We start from the raw sequence: 16,892 nt of genomic DNA, 5'->3' as shown, positions 1-16,892 counted from the left end.
CAGTTAACTCCTCTGATGAGGATACTTTTTCTAAAAATACCAAGCTGAAAGAAAACAATATGGCTGAATACAAACACACACTCAATCTGCCAAACACGGCCTTTCCGATGAAGGGCAACCTGGCACAGCGCGAACCGCACCTGCTCGAGCATTGGGCAAAGCTGGATATCTACAGCAAGCTGCGCGCGCACTGTGCCGGCCGGGACAAGTTCATCCTGCATGACGGCCCGCCGTATGCGAATGGTGAGATCCACATTGGCCATGCGGTCAACAAGATCCTCAAGGACATCATTATCAAGTCCCGCACCCTGTCAGGCTTTGATGCCCCTTACGTGCCGGGCTGGGACTGTCATGGCCTGCCTATCGAACTGAACGTGGAGAAGAAGGTCGGCAAGGCCGGGCAAAAGGTCGATGCCCGCACGTTCCGTAATGCCTGCCGCGAATATGCCGGCAAGCAGGTCGACAAGCAGCGCGAAGACTTCAAGCGCCTGGGGGTGATCGGTGACTGGGACAATCCCTACCTGACCATGGATTATGCTTTCGAGGCCGACATCGTCCGCAGCCTCGGCAAGATTATCGATAACGGTCACCTGCACAAGGGTGTGAAGCCGGTGCACTGGTGTACAGACTGTGGCTCGGCGCTGGCCGAGGCCGAGGTTGAATACGAAGACAAGACCTCGCCGGCGATTGATGTCCGTTTCAATGTCCTCGAGGAAGAAGCGCTGATGACGCGCTGCCGACATACCGAACATCATGGTGAGGGACCGATATCCGTGGTTATCTGGACCACAACACCCTGGACCCTGCCCGCCAACCGGGCCGTCGCGGTTCACCCTGAACTCGAGTATGCAGTAGTGCAATGTCATGGCCCGCAAGGTCCAGAGCGTATCCTGCTGGCCGAGGCATTGATGAAGGATGCGATGGGTCGTTACGAAATCGATGACTACCGCGTGATCGCCTATTGCCAGGGCAGCGACCTTGAGGGCCTGATGCTGGGTCACCCGTTTTACGCGCGCGAGGTGCCGGTGATCCTCGGTGAGCATGTGACCACCGAGGCCGGTACCGGCTGTGTACACACGGCTCCTGGCCATGGCCAGGATGACTACGTGGTGGGTATGCGTTACAAGCTCAAGGTTGATAACCCGGTTGGCAGCAATGGTTGCTTCCTGCCGGATACACCGTTGTTTGCCGGCGAGCATGTCTTCAAGGCGAATGATGGTGTAGTAGAAACCCTGAAAACCAATGGCAAGCTTGTGCACCATGCCGCGTTGCGACACAGCTACCCGCATTGCTGGCGCCACAAGACCCCCATTATCTTCCGCGCCACACCGCAGTGGTTCATCAGCATGTCGCAGAATGGCTTGCGGCAGCAGACCATGGCAGAGATCCAGCAGGTCAGCTGGATGCCGGACTGGGGTCAGGCGCGTATCGAGGGCATGGTCGAGGGCCGTCCGGACTGGTGTATCTCGCGTCAGCGCACCTGGGGCGTGCCGATTCCATTGTTTGTGCACAAGAGCACGGGTGCCCTGCATCCGGATACACAAGCCTTGATCGAACAAGTCGCGGGGCGTATTGAAGAACAGGGCATCGATGCCTGGTTCGAGATGCAAGCGGCAGAATTGCTTGGTGATGCCGCTGCCGATTATGACAAGGTAACGGATACGCTGGATGTCTGGTTTGACTCCGGCGTGACGCACCGCGCAGTTCTGGAGCGGCGTGATGAGCTGGCCTGCCCGGCCGATTTATACCTGGAAGGTTCCGATCAGCACCGCGGCTGGTTCCAGTCGTCCTTGTTGTCTGCCGTGGCTATGCGCGGTCAGGCACCTTACAAGGCGGTTTTGACGCATGGTTTTACTGTCGACGCCAGGGGCCACAAAATGTCCAAGTCGAAGGGCAACACGGTTGCCCCGCAGAAGGTTATCAAGACACTCGGTGCCGACATCCTGCGCCTGTGGGTCGCGGCGACCGATTACAGCAAGGAGATGAGTGTCTCCGATGAGATCCTGAAGCGTTCGGCGGACACGTACCGGCGGCTGCGCAATACCTCGCGCTTCCTGCTCTCGAACCTGCACGGTTTTGAACCGGCCGAGCATATACTCGAGCCAGCCGACATGCTTGCCCTTGACCAGTGGGCGGTCATGCGTGCCGCACAAGTGCAGACACAAGTGCTGGCTGCTTACGAGAGTTACGAATTCCACCGCATTTACCAGCTGGTGCATAACTTCTGTGCCGTGGACATGGGTGGTTTCTATCTCGATATTATCAAGGATCGCCAGTACACGACCCAGGCGGATAGCATTGCCCGCCGTTCCGCGCAGACGGCGATGTACCATATCATCGAGGCACTGGCGCGCTGGTTTGCGCCGGTCCTGACCTTTACCGCCGAGGAGATCTGGCAACATATCCCGGGTGAGCGTAGTGAATCGATTTACTTCGAGACCTGGTACGATCTGTCGCCGATGCCATTAAGTGCCGGAATGGGACTGGCATACTGGGAACAGATCAGTGAAGTCCGGGATTGTGTGAACAAGGAACTGGAAGCCGCGCGTAAGGCCGGGGTAATCGGTTCCGGCCTGGATGCCGAGGTCGGCCTGTATTGTGGTAGCGAAATACTGGATAAACTGAATGCCCTCGAAGACGAGCTGCGTTTTGTCCTGATTACCTCCGCGGCACGCACCTACCTCGCAGGAAATCCACCGGCCGAGGCCCGGCACTATACGCTGAGCAGTGGTGATGAGTTGTGGGTTTCCGTGTCGGCATCAGCACATGAGAAATGCGCGCGTTGCTGGCACCATCGTGAGGATGTGGGCAGTCATGATGAACACCCGGAGCTGTGTGGTCGTTGCGTGGAGAATGTCGAAGGTGATGGTGAGAGTCGTCGCTTTGCGTAAAAGCCCAACGCAGAGACGCAAAGACGCAAAGAACGCAGAGGAACTGATAGATTGTGTATATCGCCTTTTTTTGAGCACAAGGGAATTCAGAATTCTCTTTGCGAACTCTGCGCTAAATTATGGTGATAAATAATGCTTAAGTGGTTATGGCTCTCGGGAATCGTGATCGTCCTCGACCAGGTTACAAAGTACCTGGCCAGTACGCAGTTACAGTTTCATGTGCCGGTGTCGGTGATGCCTTCATTCAACTGGTACCTCGCCCATAACACGGGCGCGGCGTTCAGCTTCCTGAGCGACGCCGGTGGCTGGCAGCGCTGGTTCTTCATCAGCCTCGCTGCGGTAGTCGCGGTGATTATTGTCTCATGGCTGAAAAGACTCGATGCGCGGCAGACCTGGCTGGCAGCGGCATTGTCACTGATTCTTGGCGGGGCCATTGGCAACGTGATTGACCGCATCTACCATGGCTACGTGATCGATTTTATCCAGTGGTATTACAAAAGCTATTATTGGCCAGCGTTCAACATTGCCGATGCCGCCATCACGGTGGGTGCCGTGATTCTGATTATCGACGGGTTATCTGGTTTGAAGAAAGAACCGGGACAGGGTTAACAAGGGTCTAAATAGTAATTTTGTATTGGTTCAGGAGTAAAGGCGAGGTAATCAGGCGGTTACCCCGACGTATTTTTTGAAAAAATGAATAGATAGGATTGACAGGATTAACATGATGTTGCTTATGCCACAGGTTCATCTCTTAAGCATCCTGTTAATCCTGTCAAAAGTTTTAACATGTAGGTCGGATTAGCGCGAAGGCGCGTAATCCGACGCATAAGATAGCCTGGCTATGTCGGCTTACGTCATCTTCGATTCCTAAGCCGACCTACCGAAAGCCATTAAGGTTAGTCCTGTCAAAAGGTTTTGTATTTATGACTGACAATAAAGAAAAAATAGCAGCGGGCAGCAATGTATTGATCGATTACACGCTGGCGCTTGAAGATGGCACCGTGATTGAGTCGACCGAGGGTACTGACCCACTGCGCTTCACCATGGGTGATGGTTCACTGATCGAGGGCCTGGAGGCTGCGCTCATCGGCCTGCGTGCCGGTGATCGCCAGTGCGTGCAGCTCGACCCGCGAGAGGCGTTTGGCTTTGCTGACGAGACCAATGTACACCTGATGAGCCGTGACAAGTTTCCTGCCGAAATGGAACTGGAGCCGAACCTGATTATCGGCTTCACGACGCCATCCGGTGAAGAGATACCCGGCAAGATCCTGGAGTTACCGGATGAAAACCTCGTGGTGGTCGATTTTAACCATCCACTGGCCGGGCACAGCATCACCTTTGATGTCGAGGTGCTGGCTGTCGGTGAACAGGCCGGGGGCAAGTAATGACGATGCAGGTAATGCTGGCCAATCCACGCGGTTTCTGCGCCGGGGTCGATCGGGCCATCGAGATCGTCGAGCGTGCCATCGAGCTGTTTGGCGCGCCTATTTATGTGCGGCATGAGGTTGTGCATAATCGTTTTGTCGTCTCCGACCTGCGTGACAAAGGTGCCGTTTTCGTGGATGAACTTGACGAGGTGCCGGATGGGGCCACGGTGATCTTCAGTGCTCACGGTGTTGCCAAAGCCGTGCGCGCCGAGGCCGACCGGCGTCGCCTGAGCGTGTTCGATGCCACCTGTCCTCTGGTCACAAAGGTGCACATGGAAGTCGTGCGCCATGTACAGGCCGAACGTGACTGTATCCTCATTGGCCATGCCGGTCACCCGGAGGTCGAGGGCACCATGGGCCAGATCGAAAAACAGAATGGCACCATGCACCTGGTCGAGACGCCGGAAGATGTCGCCGGCCTGGTAGTGCATGATGAAGACAGGCTCGCCTTCGTGACCCAGACCACCCTGTCCATGGATGATACGCAGCGCGTCATTGAGGCCTTGCGTGAACGCTTCCCGAATATCGTCGGGCCGAAGAAAGATGATATCTGTTACGCCACGCAGAACCGCCAGGACGCCGTCAAGCGACTGGCCAGGGAATGCCAGGCCATGCTCGTGGTCGGTTCGCCGAACAGTTCAAACTCGAATCGTCTGCGCGAGATTGCGGAAAAGAATAATGTGCGTGCCTACTTGATTGATGGGCCAGATGATATCCAAACTGGCTGGTTTGAAAATGTCAGTAATATCGGTGTCACTGCAGGTGCCTCGGCACCAGAAATCCTTGTGCAACAGGTGATTGAGAAATTAAAAAGCCTCGGTGCAGAGACTGCCACCGAGGCTGAAGGTGAGGCAGAGAATGTGACCTTTACCCTGCCGAAGGTATTACAAAAATAATTTCTCTCTTACCAGCACTCAGCAACCGTTCCGGTGCCACTTTTACCCTTAAGCCCAGTCTCTGTCAGTGTCAGGTTTTTACATTTGGTATCTTTGGTCGCCTGTGCGCCCTGCGGTGTGGCAGTTAAGGTATAAGTGCTTGCTGTTGTGGCGATACCTATTTTGTACCAGCTCTCCTCGGAGTCTATCGAGGTCCCATTGCCATGGCCTGTACAGGTGGTGTATTTACCATTCTGACTAAAGCAGCGTTCAAGTGCCTGGGCTGCATTGGTTAATCCGGCCTTACCATCTGTACGACGTGTCTTGACTACCTGATCCTGATAAGCAGGGATGGCAATGGCCGCCAGAATAGAGACGATGGCTACGGTGATCATGAGCTCGATAAGGGTGAAGCCAATTTGTTTTTTCATAATTTTTTAACCTTTCCTAAATATTAGCCACCTTGGTATTCAGTGTTTGGTATCACCCAGATTTCAGTTATTATACGCTTACCATTTAGGTCTTCCTTATAACTAAAACCTATTATTTGCCCTTCTTTTAAGCTATAGACGGTTCCATATTTTTGTGTTGGACTATGAACCTGAAGATCTACCTGATAATGATAGCTTAGCCCATCAATAATTAGCTGTTTCTGGCCAGCATTGATAGTTCGAACTATACCTTTTTTCTGAAAATCAGATGGGTAATAGCTCGGAGCAGAGTTCCCCTGTTCGTCAGCAAGCACATAACTACCGTTCATACCCGGCAGCATCGCAATAGCCAATAGCTGGACGATAAATAATTTTGTAGTGCGCATATTCATATTCCTCTGGTGTTTAGAGATCAAGCTCACGCCATGAGTTACGTCCGACAGCATTGTCATTGCCGGTATTGGTGCCGACACTACGGATAGACTTATCACTGGTCTGGGTAACCTTACGGTTACCGATGAATGATGAGTCAGTAGGAGTGGATTCATCAAATCGTATACCCGTAACAATATTGGCATCCCCGTCAGCGCCACTGACATTATCGCTTTCATTGAAATTGCCGTCATTATTTAAGTCAAAGACAATATCGGACCCGGAACCACCATTTATAGGATTAAAGCCAAGTTCAAATCCCCCCGGGCCTACGGTGCAGGCAGAACTGCTCTTGGGTATAACGGTATTAACAAACAATAACCCTCCTCGTAGAATGAAGTTTCGCACGGCACGTTCTCCAGGGAATTCAACTCCAGTACCGCCTGCAGGTGGTACATCAAGATTAATGACCCAGCCTTCTTTTTTCACTGTGCCACCGGTGTGGCCCCATTGTGAGATTGTATTATTGGTCAGGGTGCGTACGGTAAAGCCACTGATTGTCGTAGCCTGATTGGTGAAGCTTTGTTCCACCAAGCGATCGTGGCTGACGACTTTGTTGGTGCTGATGCTGTCTGATGCTGCACTGAAGTCATCCCATAGGCCGTAGATGGATTGAATTGATGTATCCGATATATCATCGGTGGTAAAGTAGCTCCCCGTTCCGACGATGACCAGGTAACCGGCTTCCGTTGGATGCTTGACAACAATTGGCCGGTTCGTGATGGGTTGAACAGGACCGGAGTCACTGCCATATTTGGCTGTAAATAAAGTCTGCATATTCCAGCTGGAGGTTGTAGTAGCGCTCAGGTCGAAGCGGTAGACATTGCCCTGCAGGTCACCGGCATAAACGACATCCACACTGCCATCTTGATCGGTGTCGATACTGCGCACGCCACCGAGGCTGTTGGGTGTCGTGGTATCGGCGCTTTGCGCCTTACCGTTGCCAGTACTGATCTTTATGTAGTCACCCGTATCGGTCCAATCGCCATCTACACCACCATCCAGAAAGACGATAAAGAGTTCGGCATTGCCGTCAGTGCTGGCGCTGTTATAGCCATTACCAAAGATCGCTGCCCAGCGACGTTGCCCACCACTGCTAATATTGGTCATGACGATGGATGGTTCTGTGATCGGAGTACCAAGATTTGAATCATCGGCCTGGGTGAATTCCCACAGAACCTTGTCAGCAGCTTCTGCTTCGGTATCAAGTTCGGTCGGGTCAGTGATATCAAGGGCAAAAAAGCCCGGCCCCCCCGCACCGCGGCCACCTACCAACACAGTATTCCATTTGGCACCTCCACCGAGATTTGCATAAACATCATTAACGGCAGGTGACAGGTCGACAAAATAACGGTGGTTATAGTTGGGGTCTGTCAGCTTGGATAACTGGTCAAAGCCGATATTTGGCACATAGGCAAAGACCTCTTCACCGTCATTGGCATCAAAGCCGTGCAGCATGCCGTCATTGGCACCGATATAGACCATTTCGCGTCTGTTTCTATAGCTGTCCTCAAAAGCGCTGTATAGATCCGCTGTTGTGATAGGGAAGGGGGCCTGATCCCGATTACTAAAGGGGGGCTCACCGACAAAGACCGGCGTGGAATGGACAATGTCACCGAGTTTTCCTCCAACAAGCGGGCGGTCACGGAAATTTTCATTAGTGGCTGGTTTCTTGCCGGCTTCTTTCTCACTCTGGCCACGCAGGTATTCAAGACGCTCCTCGCCCAATGGGTCAGGAGGAGTGCTACCGGCAACAGGTGTATTGAGCTGGCCTTGCTGGGTGGCATTCAGATCTGACCATTGGAACGGGATGCCGGCAGGTGTAGTTGCCAGGTCATCGTAGGTGATGATTTCGCGGCTATCCGAACTGGCACTCGTTTTACTATCAAGTTCCTCTGCAGCATTCCAGCGTACCGAAGATGATATTTGGCCGGTGATACTCACATCCTGCGCAATCAGGCTGCCGGTATTCGTGTTGGTATCAAAGAAGGCACGGAACACCAGTGCACCACTCTCCAGGTTCTGGGTATTGAAGGCCACGGAAGAAGCCGCGCCGGTACCTGCTGTAATCTCACTAAAAATATCCTCGAGGGAGGAGGTCAGTGTGCCCGGGTCACTGGCGCTTAAAAATTGCCCGCGTCCATTCCAGGCGGCATGGCGCAGGTCATCGATCTTTTCTGCCGCACCATCAGTGGGATCCGGCCAGCTAAAGGCTGTGTTGGCATCGGTCGGGTTGGCAGTCAGTGTGCCGTTAACGCCGAAACCTATTGTGTAGGTGGCCATGTGTTGGTGCATGCTCTCGAACGGGTCGGTGCTGCCACGGTAGAGGTTCCGGTCGCGGGCAGTGGTCGGTACGTTATTGTCCAGACTGCCAGTACCGCTATGCAGGTCGCGTTCATAATAATGCATGGCGACGTCGGCGAGGGTGTCACTGCTGGTATCGGCAAAGGAGCCACCATCAAAGTCACTGTTGGATGTGCCTCCGTCGGTATTGTTGACAGAAGGGGAACTCCCGTTCCAGTCACCATCAGTCATCAGGACCGTGTAGTTTTGCTGGCAGCTACCGGCTGGGGCCTTGAATATCGGGCAGTTATTGGCTGTTGATGGGTCCTCGGGATCTTCGGCGGGTGATTCGGCCGACAGGCCAAAGATGTTGCCGGTAACACACTCGAAATAGCGGCCGACATCGCGGAGGTTCTGGCGTAATGGTGTACTACCATTGGGAATGGTAGAAAAGATCTCGTCAATCAGGGCCAGCTTGTTGCCACTGTTGATGGATACATTCATCGATTCAGCTTTAATGCGGTTAGTGGCATTGTTGTTGATGGTGGCAAAGCCAATGCGTGCGCTGGTGGTGGGTTCGATGACCTTGCTGAAGGCGCTCTTTGCGGTTAGGTCACGTTTCCGGAAATAACTGAACCAGTTGGCGAAGTTTTGTATTTCATTGGCATAGCTACAGGATGTTGTGGAAGCGGCATCACCATTTCCGCCGCAATCCGTACGCGTGCCCGCGCGGTTCTTTGGAAAATTGCTAGACCTGATTTCAATAAGCGTGTGAGCGTCATCAGCATCGACTACGCTATCGGCATCGGTATCTGTCCAGGTATAGTAGCGGGCAGGGTAAAAACCGGTGACGGTAATGGTACCGTCGAGGTCATCATCGTTTAAGCAGTCGGTAAGTTTACAATCCGTGTCATAGCTGATGCTAGCGGTGAGGTCGAGGCCGCCATCACTGGGGCGATACGGGTTATAGGGGGCATTGTTAACATTAACGTCGGTATATTTAGCGCCATTAACATCTTGGCCTTCCCACGGAGTGTATTCGACATCCGGGTTATAATAAATCTTGTTGTAATTATGATTCCAGGCACGCCAGACTCCACCTTGCGGTGCTGCAATACCTTCGGCGGCAAGAAACTCCTGAGTTGGCACGACATTGTCGCGGCCGAAAGAACCACGGTTGGGCGCGGGGTAATCGCCGGTCGCACCGGGAGCGGGGTGTGTATATTTATAGGCATTACTCGTGGAGCTACTGCCTTCGGGTAGATGTAACTCTCCGCGTGCTTCCGTGGTCACGAGGCCGAGGTCCATACTGCCGGAGTCATCGGCAAGCAGCATAATATTTGGTTCAACACCGGTGGAAATTTCCAAGGCATTATTTGCAATATCCAGGTTGCCCGCGGCTAGTTGCGTGCTAGATATGACTAGCAGAGCGGCCGTTGTACCAGAAAATAGTTTATGAGGTCTTTGCATGTGGAGGAAACTCATCATTGTGCTCCCGTCTTTCTTAAAGTTGCGTATATTCTGTTTCATTACAGGTTATTACTACCGGTTACACCGCTAACACCGTAGACGGTTTGCAGAAAGACCACACTGTTATCTGAACCTCCAGTGCCACGTACTGTTATGCGGAACAGGGCAACACCCCCGCCGGCTGAAGTGCCACCATAGTTATCCAGATTGGTCTTTGATTCAGACGTGGAACTCGGCTCGGAAATATATTCAATAATGTACTTTGGTGCGGTGCTTACCCCGTGGCTGGTCGTAATATTGGCGGCGCTACGGTATTTAGTTGCATCTGCCCAATCAACGGTTTTCCACAGGTCAAGGTAGGTGCCATCATAAAGTCCGGCCGTATTGTCGCGGAAGGCGCTGGTGACAGCGATGGTGTCGAGGAAGGCCTCGGCCTCGGCGAGGGTGGCCTCGGCCGACTCGAAGGCGACATGGCGGTCTCGCATATTACCGGCCATACGCTCTTCCAGATTCGTGCCCTGCATGCTGGTTACACCCAGTATGGTGAGCAGCAGGAGGATGATCATGCTGATGATCAATACCGCGCCTTGCTGTTGTCGGGCTGGGGCTGTAGGCATCATAGACATTTATAAAGTCCCCCGGTTACGCAGCTTTACCGTGGAAGTAAAGATGTAACGTTGACGGCGATCAGAGCTATAGGTTAGACCAGAGCCGCTGCTGGCGATATCAGTCCCGACGACATTGTAAGTGCTGGTGTCATCCTTGGCGCTGATTTCGTCCGGCGTGACCATGAGCAGGCCAATGCGTACGCTGACCACATTCTGCCAATTGGCCTCGGTCTCCGCTGTAGTGGCGCCGGTTAGTTGGTCGGCGGTGACATAACGCTGCGCGGGGCTGACGGGGTCTGGTGCTACACCGTAGACGATTTGCAGACTCTCGATGCCTTCAACCAGTTCCTCGGCATTGCCGAGGGTGGGTGTGCCAGCACTATTAATTAGCCGCTTGCGATAGAGAGAATTAGCATTGCCGGAGGCGCTGATGCCGAGGTAATAGATGAAGGACTCGATGCTGACGATCTGTGAACCGGGGCCGTATGTTTTCGCGGTGCCGTTTGCGGTGCAAGGGCTGGGGACAGGAAAACCCAGGCCCTTGGTGCAGTTACCCGGGGTACCGGTACCGTTATTATGGACGATGGTGACATTGGTCTGGTTGGCGTTGGTGATTTGCAGGATCGAGGAATTTTCACTGTCACAGACCAGTACGATATCACCGTCTACGAAATTATGTGTGCCACCGACCAGCTTGAACTGTGCAGAGGTGGCGTTGTGGATGTCTACACTGAAGCCGGTGCCTCCACCGCGGATGATGCGAACGGCATCGGCACCGGCAACCCGCGCTCCGGCCGTCGTGCCGACGGCAGGGAAGTCGCTATCAAAGGTGCCATTACTACCATCATAGCCTACCAGCGGTGCGCCGAAGAAATTAAGACTGGATGGGGCACCGTTGACCACATTGGCCAGCAGGCCGGTTTTCTTGCAGGGTTGAAAGCCGGCCGAACGCAGGTCTCTGGATAAGGCATCTATGGCGTAACGGGAATTTTCCTGCGTGCGTGACAGGCTTTCTGCCGTGCGATAGCTTTGTTTGCTGCTGAGGAATATCTGGATCACACCGGTGAGCAGAAGCAGGCTGAGGGTAACAGCTATCATGAGCTCAATAAGCGTAAAACCCTGTTGTTTATTGGACATACTCATAGCGCTGTACTCACGGTAAATGATGTTTTACGGGCGTTGTCCGTGCTTTCCTTTGTGCGGTCATCTGCCCATTTAACCGTTACGGTGACAACACCGGCGTTGGTTACAACGCTGCCAACACCTTCGAGGAGCGCGCCTTTAATACCAAAAGTAGTACAGGCGGTATTTGCATCGTAAGTGCCGAGTGCGCATTTCCACTGGCTAAGGTCAAAACTGGCCATGGTGCTGGCACCACAGGTTGCAGAGTTGGTCTGACAGTTGGTGCTACTCGGTGGTCCTGCAGTGTCGGTGATGTCGTAATTGCCAGCTTGTGCTTCACCGAGGTTGGCCCGCATGCGGTCGATGATGTCGTAGGCAAGGATGGTGGCCTGTGAACGCTGGTAAGCGCTGTAGTTAAATTGCAGGCTCTTTGCCTGCAAACCGGCGAGGCCAAGCAGGCCAATGGCCAGCACGAAAACAGCGACCAGCACTTCGACCAGGGTAAAACCACGCGAGTAAGGTTTTGAGGGCATCATAATCATGGGCATGTGGTAATGGTTTTAATTGTAGGACGGCCGGTAAATAGTATCTTGATCTCCCGACCGGTAGTCGTGCCGCTGTTACAGAGTGTGAGGGTTCTTTCATCGCTGGCACTGGCATCCTGGTTCAGGTTCGAGGCCCTGCCGAGCGAGTCAAATGTGAAGGTGGAGGCTGCACCAGAGGCGGTCAGGGTATTTCCCCCTGGCAGGGCAGCGGTCTGGCGTAGTGTGCTGCCATTAGAGGTCATAGACCATCCACCCTCCCAGGCATTGGTGCCGCTGGTAGAACTGATCGTTATGGATGTGCCGCGGCGAATGGCCTCGCTACGCGCCAGGTTGACGGTGGTAATAAACTCATTGGCCTGGGTTGTAATACGGTTATTTCTGAACATGGCAGTGAAACTGGGCACGGCGATGGATAACAGGATCGCCGCGATGGCTATCGTGATCATCAATTCAATAAGGGTGAATCCGCGTAAGTTTTTCATAAGCATATATTTAGCAAGTGATGGGCGGCTTGTCTGCCTGATTCCGACCAAGCGGTCAGATGCCCGGATAAGCGGTCAAGTCGCTCGGAGTCAGGTATAATTATGTTTTTAATATAGACCAGCCAACGGAAATCACCCACTCAAGAGGCCATTTTTCGGTTCCCTAATTATTATGTCCAGAACCCCGGATTGCATCATTATCGGCGGTGGCCTTATCGGCATGCTCACGGCGCGTGAGTTGTTGCGGGGCGGCCTGTCGGTGCAACTCCTCGAGCGAGGTGAGACCGGCCGCGAGTCGTCCTGGGCCGGCGGCGGGATCCTGTCACCGCTCTACCCGTGGCGTTATCCGGATGCCGTGTCTGTTCTGGCCCGTGCCAGCCAGCGAGTCTACCCGGCGCTTGTTGACGCGTTGTGCGAAGAGGGCGGCGGGGATGCCGAGTGGACACAAAGTGGCTTGCTCATGGCGGCTTGCGAGGATATTGACGCGGCGCGGGCGTGGGCGGCACGCTTCGAGGTAAATCTGCAGGTGCTGGCGGCGGACGAGGTGACAGGCTGTGCCCCGGAACTGGGCGAGCAGGTAAGCGGAAGCGGGGAGGCGGTATTTTTGCCCGAGGTGGCCCAGGTCAGGAACCCGCGCCTGGTGCAGGCTCTGCGTGCCAGTCTGCTGGCGCTCGGCGCAGATATCCGCCAGGACTGCGAGGTGGTGGCTATTCTCAATGAAGCTGGCCGGGCAACGGCCGTGCAGACAAAACAGGGCGAACGCTTCGCCGCCGGGCATATCGTGATCGCAGGCGGGGCATGGAGCGCGAACCTGCTGGCGCCGCTGGGCCTGACATTGCCGGTTAGCCCGGTGCGTGGCCAGATGCTGTTGTTCCGGACCGAGCCGGGCACGGTGAAGCGGATCCTGCTCTATAAGGATCGCTATGTCATCCCGCGTCGTGACGGGCGGGTCCTGGTCGGAAGCACCCTTGAGCATGTCGGTTTTGACAAGCAGATTACCGCCATTGCACGTGAGGAGCTGGTGGCCTCGGCCCTGGAGATAGTCCCGGCGCTGGCCCATTTCCCGGTAGAAAAGCATTGGGCGGGCCTGCGCCCGGGGTCGCCGGATGGCACCCCGTTTATTGGTAGACATCCAGAAATATCAAACCTTTACGTCAATGCCGGGCATTATCGCAATGGTGTCGTGCTTGGTCCCGCTTCAGCCGCCTTACTGGCGGCAACCTTGCTGGGGCTGCCGCCCGAGGTAGCCCCGGCTGCCTATCTCCCTGCCAGGTGTGTGAATTCAGGGTGAAAATGGAGAAAATTCGCGGTGAATCCCTTGGATCTGCCCCCGGCCAGGACATATACTCTAATTTATGCTGAAAACACCTGACCATGAACAAATCGTCGAACGCCTGCAGGCACACGGAATTTATCCGACCCGCCAGCGTATCGAGGTCGCGCAGATCATGCTGTCGCAAGACCAGCACTTGTCTGCCGATCAGGTCATGCAGCAGGTGAACCGTGGCGCGACCAGTGTTTCCAAGGCGACCATCTATAACACCCTGGGCCTGTTTGCGAGCAAGGGCTTGTTACGTGAAGTGATTGTTGATCCGTCTCGCGCCTTCTATGACTCGAACACCTGTCATCACCATCACTTCTTCAATGTGGATAGCGGCACACTGAGTGACATCCAGCCGGATCAACTGCTGCTGGGTGAATTGCCGGCCTTGCCGGAAGGCACCGAGGTGGACGGCGTCGATATTATTGTGCGCATCCGTAACCGGCATAATCCGTCTGCCTGATCCCCCGCCTGCCGCTATATAGTTCAGTCGCCAGAAGTTTTATGTATAATGCCCGGCACGTTTCCATTGCCGGAATAGCTCAGTCGGTAGAGCACTTCACTCGTAATGAAGGGGTCGGAGGTTCGATTCCTCTTTCCGGCACCAGTTCGGGCTGGTCTGTCACGGGCGGGCCAGCTTTTTTTATGCGGCTGTTGCAGCGCGCGTCGCGACCTGTCTAAAAGCCCAGTTCCAGGGATAAATACACCCTGCTCTCAAATGGCTGTTCGCGTTCATAATCGAAAAACTCATCTAGCATATTCTGGAACGTCATCGCGACCTTTGCTTTTGTATCGCCGGAACGAAATGATTTTGCCAGGCGCCAGTTGAGGATTTTAAAGTCACCGGTTCCATTGCCACCAGCAAAGCGGTAGCGGCTGTAACGGTGAAAGGCGACACTGCCGCGCAGGTCATGATCAATATCCTGAATCAGCTGGAGTGTGCCGATGGTACGCGGTGCCTCGAATTCGTAATCCCTGTAGCTTGAATTGCCAATGATCCCTTCATCATTGATGTCACTCTGGCGGCGGCCTTCAACATCGAGCAGGGTGTAACCCAGGTGAATGCGGGTGCCCCGTCCCAGGTCATAGCGCAGCTGGGCCTCGAGTCCCTTCAGGTTGGTATAGCCTTCATTCTGAAAAATAAATACACGGTTGGAGACGTTGGCACCGACCAGGTCGTTAAGGGGATCATTGTAGGCCTCATCTTCCAGCTCATTCAGGGTATTGCGAATGCGGTCGTAGAAGAGCTTGACGTCAACATCAATACCGAACTGCGGATAATGGCCGATGTAGGCCAGTTCCAGTGAGGTGATTTTCTCAGGCTGCAGGCCGTTGCTGTTGGTATACAATTGATCCAGTTCGCGACCGTCGCTCAGTTTAATAACCGCATCGGCATATTCTTCGAAGATGGTCGGCGTGCGCAGGGCCTTCGAGTAGCTGGCCCGCAGGGTATGCTGGTCGGTGAAATGATGATTGACTGACAGGCGCGGGGACAGGTCCGTGCCGGTAAGGTCATTGTTCTCCACCATCACCCCGGCATTGATGGTCCATGCTTTTGACGGGCGCCATTCACTGTGTGCAAATAAACGGTAAGTGCGATTGTTAAAATAATCCCGGTCGCTGGCACGATCGAAATAGCCCTTTGATCCGACCTGGTCCAGACGGGCGCCGGCGCCCCAGACGAGTCTCAGGTTACGGTAAGGCTCGAGTGTATGCTGGAATTCCAGGTCATAACGATGGGTCAGAAACCCGTAATGCAGCGCCAGTTGTTCATTGGCAGTGGGTACGCCGGTATTCGCGGTAATGGCGCCAGCCAGGTCAAAGCCAACGATCTCGTTCATCGGGGCGGTGAAAGAATTGTCCTTGACGTGCTGGTAGTTATGCGAAAACTGCAGGCTGAAGGCTTCGTTGACGTCTAGCTGGCGTTGCCATTTGAATAACTGGAAACTGGTCTGCGTATTAACGTCACGTAGTGGCTCATCGAGGGTGTCTTCCGGGTCAGTACTGCCTTCCTGGTATTCCGATTCACTAATGCCAAATTGAAACTGAAAGCTGTCATCGAGATCGGCCTGGTAGTCACCTCGAAAACTGAGACTGCTGATGCGCTTATCGTCGGGGAATTCATCACTGTCAAAGCCCCCGTCGCCACGATGGCTCAGGCTGAAGCGATAATCGAGATTGTCGGTGCGCTCACCGAAGCGCGCCATATAGCGTTGCGTGTCGCGTGCGCCATTCACCACCTTGAAAAAACTGCCCTGTGTATCCACGGGGTGACGGGTAATGATGTTCACAATAGCATTAAAGGCATTAGCCCCGTAGCTGGCCGCGTTCGGGCCACGAATCACCTCGATGCGCTCAATATCCTCAACCTCGAGTGGTAAATCCATCCATTGCACATTCCCGAACATAGGCGAATAGACCGAGCGGCCGTCAACCAGTATCTGCATGCGTTGCGAATATTCAGCGCCGAGCCCGTGGTAGGTCGTGCTGACGCGGTGACTACTGGGGTGCACGACCTGAAAGCCGGGCACGAGCCGCAGGACATCGATAAATTCCTGCGCGTCATAGGCCTCGAGCATTTCCCGGTCAATGACGGTAATCGATACCGGGCTGTCTTTGGCCGTCTGGGAAAGTCGGGTGGCTGTCAGCGTGAAGGGGAGTTCGCTATACAGGTCGTCTTCGGTGATGAGCGGTTTGTCAGTGGCTGCCTGTAATCCCGACCAGGCCAGACCCAGCAAGGTAAAGACATGGCAGGCGCGCCATGTTCGACGTGATAGCGATAGCATGAAAACGTATATCCGTTATGGTTTTTTTTGATGTATTTCAGGTCAGAGCCGTTTTGTCCGTGCAACTAGAATATTTCGCCCTTGTTTAACGACCCTGATTAGGCCAAATTTTCACGTCATTATCCAGACTTTCTTTGTGGTGGGTATTTTGTTAAAGGGGCTGAGGATAGGGGGTCGGAGTCGCGTGGGCGTGGTGATTTGGTGGAACAACGGGCCGCG

14 protein-coding genes and 1 tRNA gene are annotated in these 16,892 nt (G+C 54.1%); 7 read left to right on the top strand and 8 right to left on the bottom strand.

Translation table 11 applies throughout. From position 1 onward, the window contains the following. The first annotated feature begins 59 nt into the window (after window positions 1-59). The 4 genes from ileS (at window position 60) to ispH (ending at window position 5,214) form a co-directional block, all read left to right on the top strand. Complete coding sequence (gene ileS, locus RQ738_RS04200; protein ID WP_314162267.1) at window positions 60-2,891, top strand: isoleucine--tRNA ligase; 2,832 nt, start codon at window positions 60-62, stop codon at window positions 2,889-2,891. Window positions 2,892-3,023: 132 nt separating this feature from the next. Beyond that, window positions 3,024-3,500, top strand: coding sequence for a signal peptidase II (gene lspA / locus RQ738_RS04195; RefSeq protein WP_314162260.1), 477 nt, complete (start codon window positions 3,024-3,026; stop codon window positions 3,498-3,500). A gap of 314 nt (window positions 3,501-3,814) precedes the next feature. Further along, window positions 3,815-4,276, top strand: coding sequence for a peptidylprolyl isomerase (locus tag RQ738_RS04190; RefSeq protein ID WP_314162251.1), 462 nt, complete (start codon window positions 3,815-3,817; stop codon window positions 4,274-4,276). Window positions 4,277-4,281: 5 nt separating this feature from the next. After that, on the top strand, window positions 4,282-5,214 hold the full coding sequence (gene ispH, locus RQ738_RS04185) for a 4-hydroxy-3-methylbut-2-enyl diphosphate reductase (RefSeq protein WP_314162364.1): 933 nt from the start codon (window positions 4,282-4,284) through the stop codon (window positions 5,212-5,214). Window positions 5,215-5,222: 8 nt separating this feature from the next. On the opposite strand, the gene RQ738_RS04180 is transcribed toward ispH, so the two are convergent. The 7 genes from RQ738_RS04180 to RQ738_RS04150 all read right to left on the bottom strand — a co-directional run bounded on the left by RQ738_RS04180 (window position 5,223) and on the right by RQ738_RS04150 (window position 12,566). Beyond that, window positions 5,223-5,624 carry a type IV pilin protein gene (locus RQ738_RS04180; protein WP_314162250.1) on the bottom strand — a complete coding sequence of 134 codons (402 nt, stop codon included), beginning with the start codon at window positions 5,622-5,624 and terminating at the stop codon, window positions 5,223-5,225. Between the two features lie 23 nt (window positions 5,625-5,647). Then, window positions 5,648-6,010, bottom strand: a complete 363-nt coding sequence (locus tag RQ738_RS04175) for a hypothetical protein (RefSeq protein ID WP_314162249.1) — start codon at window positions 6,008-6,010, stop codon at window positions 5,648-5,650. A gap of 19 nt (window positions 6,011-6,029) precedes the next feature. Then, window positions 6,030-9,674, bottom strand: coding sequence for a pilus assembly protein (locus RQ738_RS04170; protein WP_314162248.1), 3,645 nt, complete (start codon window positions 9,672-9,674; stop codon window positions 6,030-6,032). Window positions 9,675-9,868: 194 nt separating this feature from the next. Next, the gene (locus RQ738_RS04165; protein WP_314162247.1) at window positions 9,869-10,435 is read right to left on the bottom strand and encodes a pilus assembly protein; all 567 of its coding nucleotides are present in this window, start codon (window positions 10,433-10,435) and stop codon (window positions 9,869-9,871) included. Then, window positions 10,436-11,560 carry a PilW family protein gene (locus RQ738_RS04160; protein ID WP_314162246.1) on the bottom strand — a complete coding sequence of 375 codons (1,125 nt, stop codon included), beginning with the start codon at window positions 11,558-11,560 and terminating at the stop codon, window positions 10,436-10,438. Beyond that, window positions 11,557-12,075: a type IV pilus modification protein PilV gene (gene pilV / locus RQ738_RS04155; RefSeq protein WP_314162244.1), complete on the bottom strand. Its 519-nt coding sequence runs from the start codon at window positions 12,073-12,075 to the stop codon at window positions 11,557-11,559. Before pilV ends, RQ738_RS04160 begins: the two co-directional genes overlap by 4 nt. 2 nt (window positions 12,076-12,077) lie before the next feature. Beyond that, window positions 12,078-12,566, bottom strand: coding sequence for a GspH/FimT family pseudopilin (locus RQ738_RS04150; RefSeq protein ID WP_314162242.1), 489 nt, complete (start codon window positions 12,564-12,566; stop codon window positions 12,078-12,080). A gap of 172 nt (window positions 12,567-12,738) precedes the next feature. Here RQ738_RS04150 and thiO point away from each other — a divergent pair, with 172 nt between their 5' ends. From thiO to RQ738_RS04135, 3 genes are all read left to right on the top strand, one after another. Continuing rightward, window positions 12,739-13,857 (top strand): glycine oxidase ThiO, encoded by a 1,119-nt coding sequence (thiO, locus tag RQ738_RS04145; RefSeq protein WP_314162240.1) that lies wholly within the window; start codon window positions 12,739-12,741, stop codon window positions 13,855-13,857. Between the two features lie 64 nt (window positions 13,858-13,921). After that, window positions 13,922-14,350, top strand: a complete 429-nt coding sequence (locus RQ738_RS04140) for a Fur family transcriptional regulator (protein ID WP_314162238.1) — start codon at window positions 13,922-13,924, stop codon at window positions 14,348-14,350. A 68-nt stretch (window positions 14,351-14,418) separates the two neighbouring features. Continuing rightward, window positions 14,419-14,494: transfer RNA gene (locus tag RQ738_RS04135), tRNA-Thr, on the top strand. Between the two features lie 70 nt (window positions 14,495-14,564). Here RQ738_RS04135 and RQ738_RS04130 read toward each other — a convergent pair. Continuing rightward, the gene (locus tag RQ738_RS04130; protein ID WP_314162236.1) at window positions 14,565-16,673 is read right to left on the bottom strand and encodes a TonB-dependent receptor plug domain-containing protein; all 2,109 of its coding nucleotides are present in this window, start codon (window positions 16,671-16,673) and stop codon (window positions 14,565-14,567) included. Between the last annotated feature and the right edge of the window lie 219 nt (window positions 16,674-16,892).

The organism is Sulfuriflexus sp. (assembly GCF_032250955.1).
Taxonomy (GTDB): Bacteria; Pseudomonadota; Gammaproteobacteria; order AKS1; family AKS1; genus Sulfuriflexus.
The sequence above is the reverse complement of the archived record's forward strand: the minus strand, read 5'-3'. Positions and strand labels throughout refer to the sequence as shown.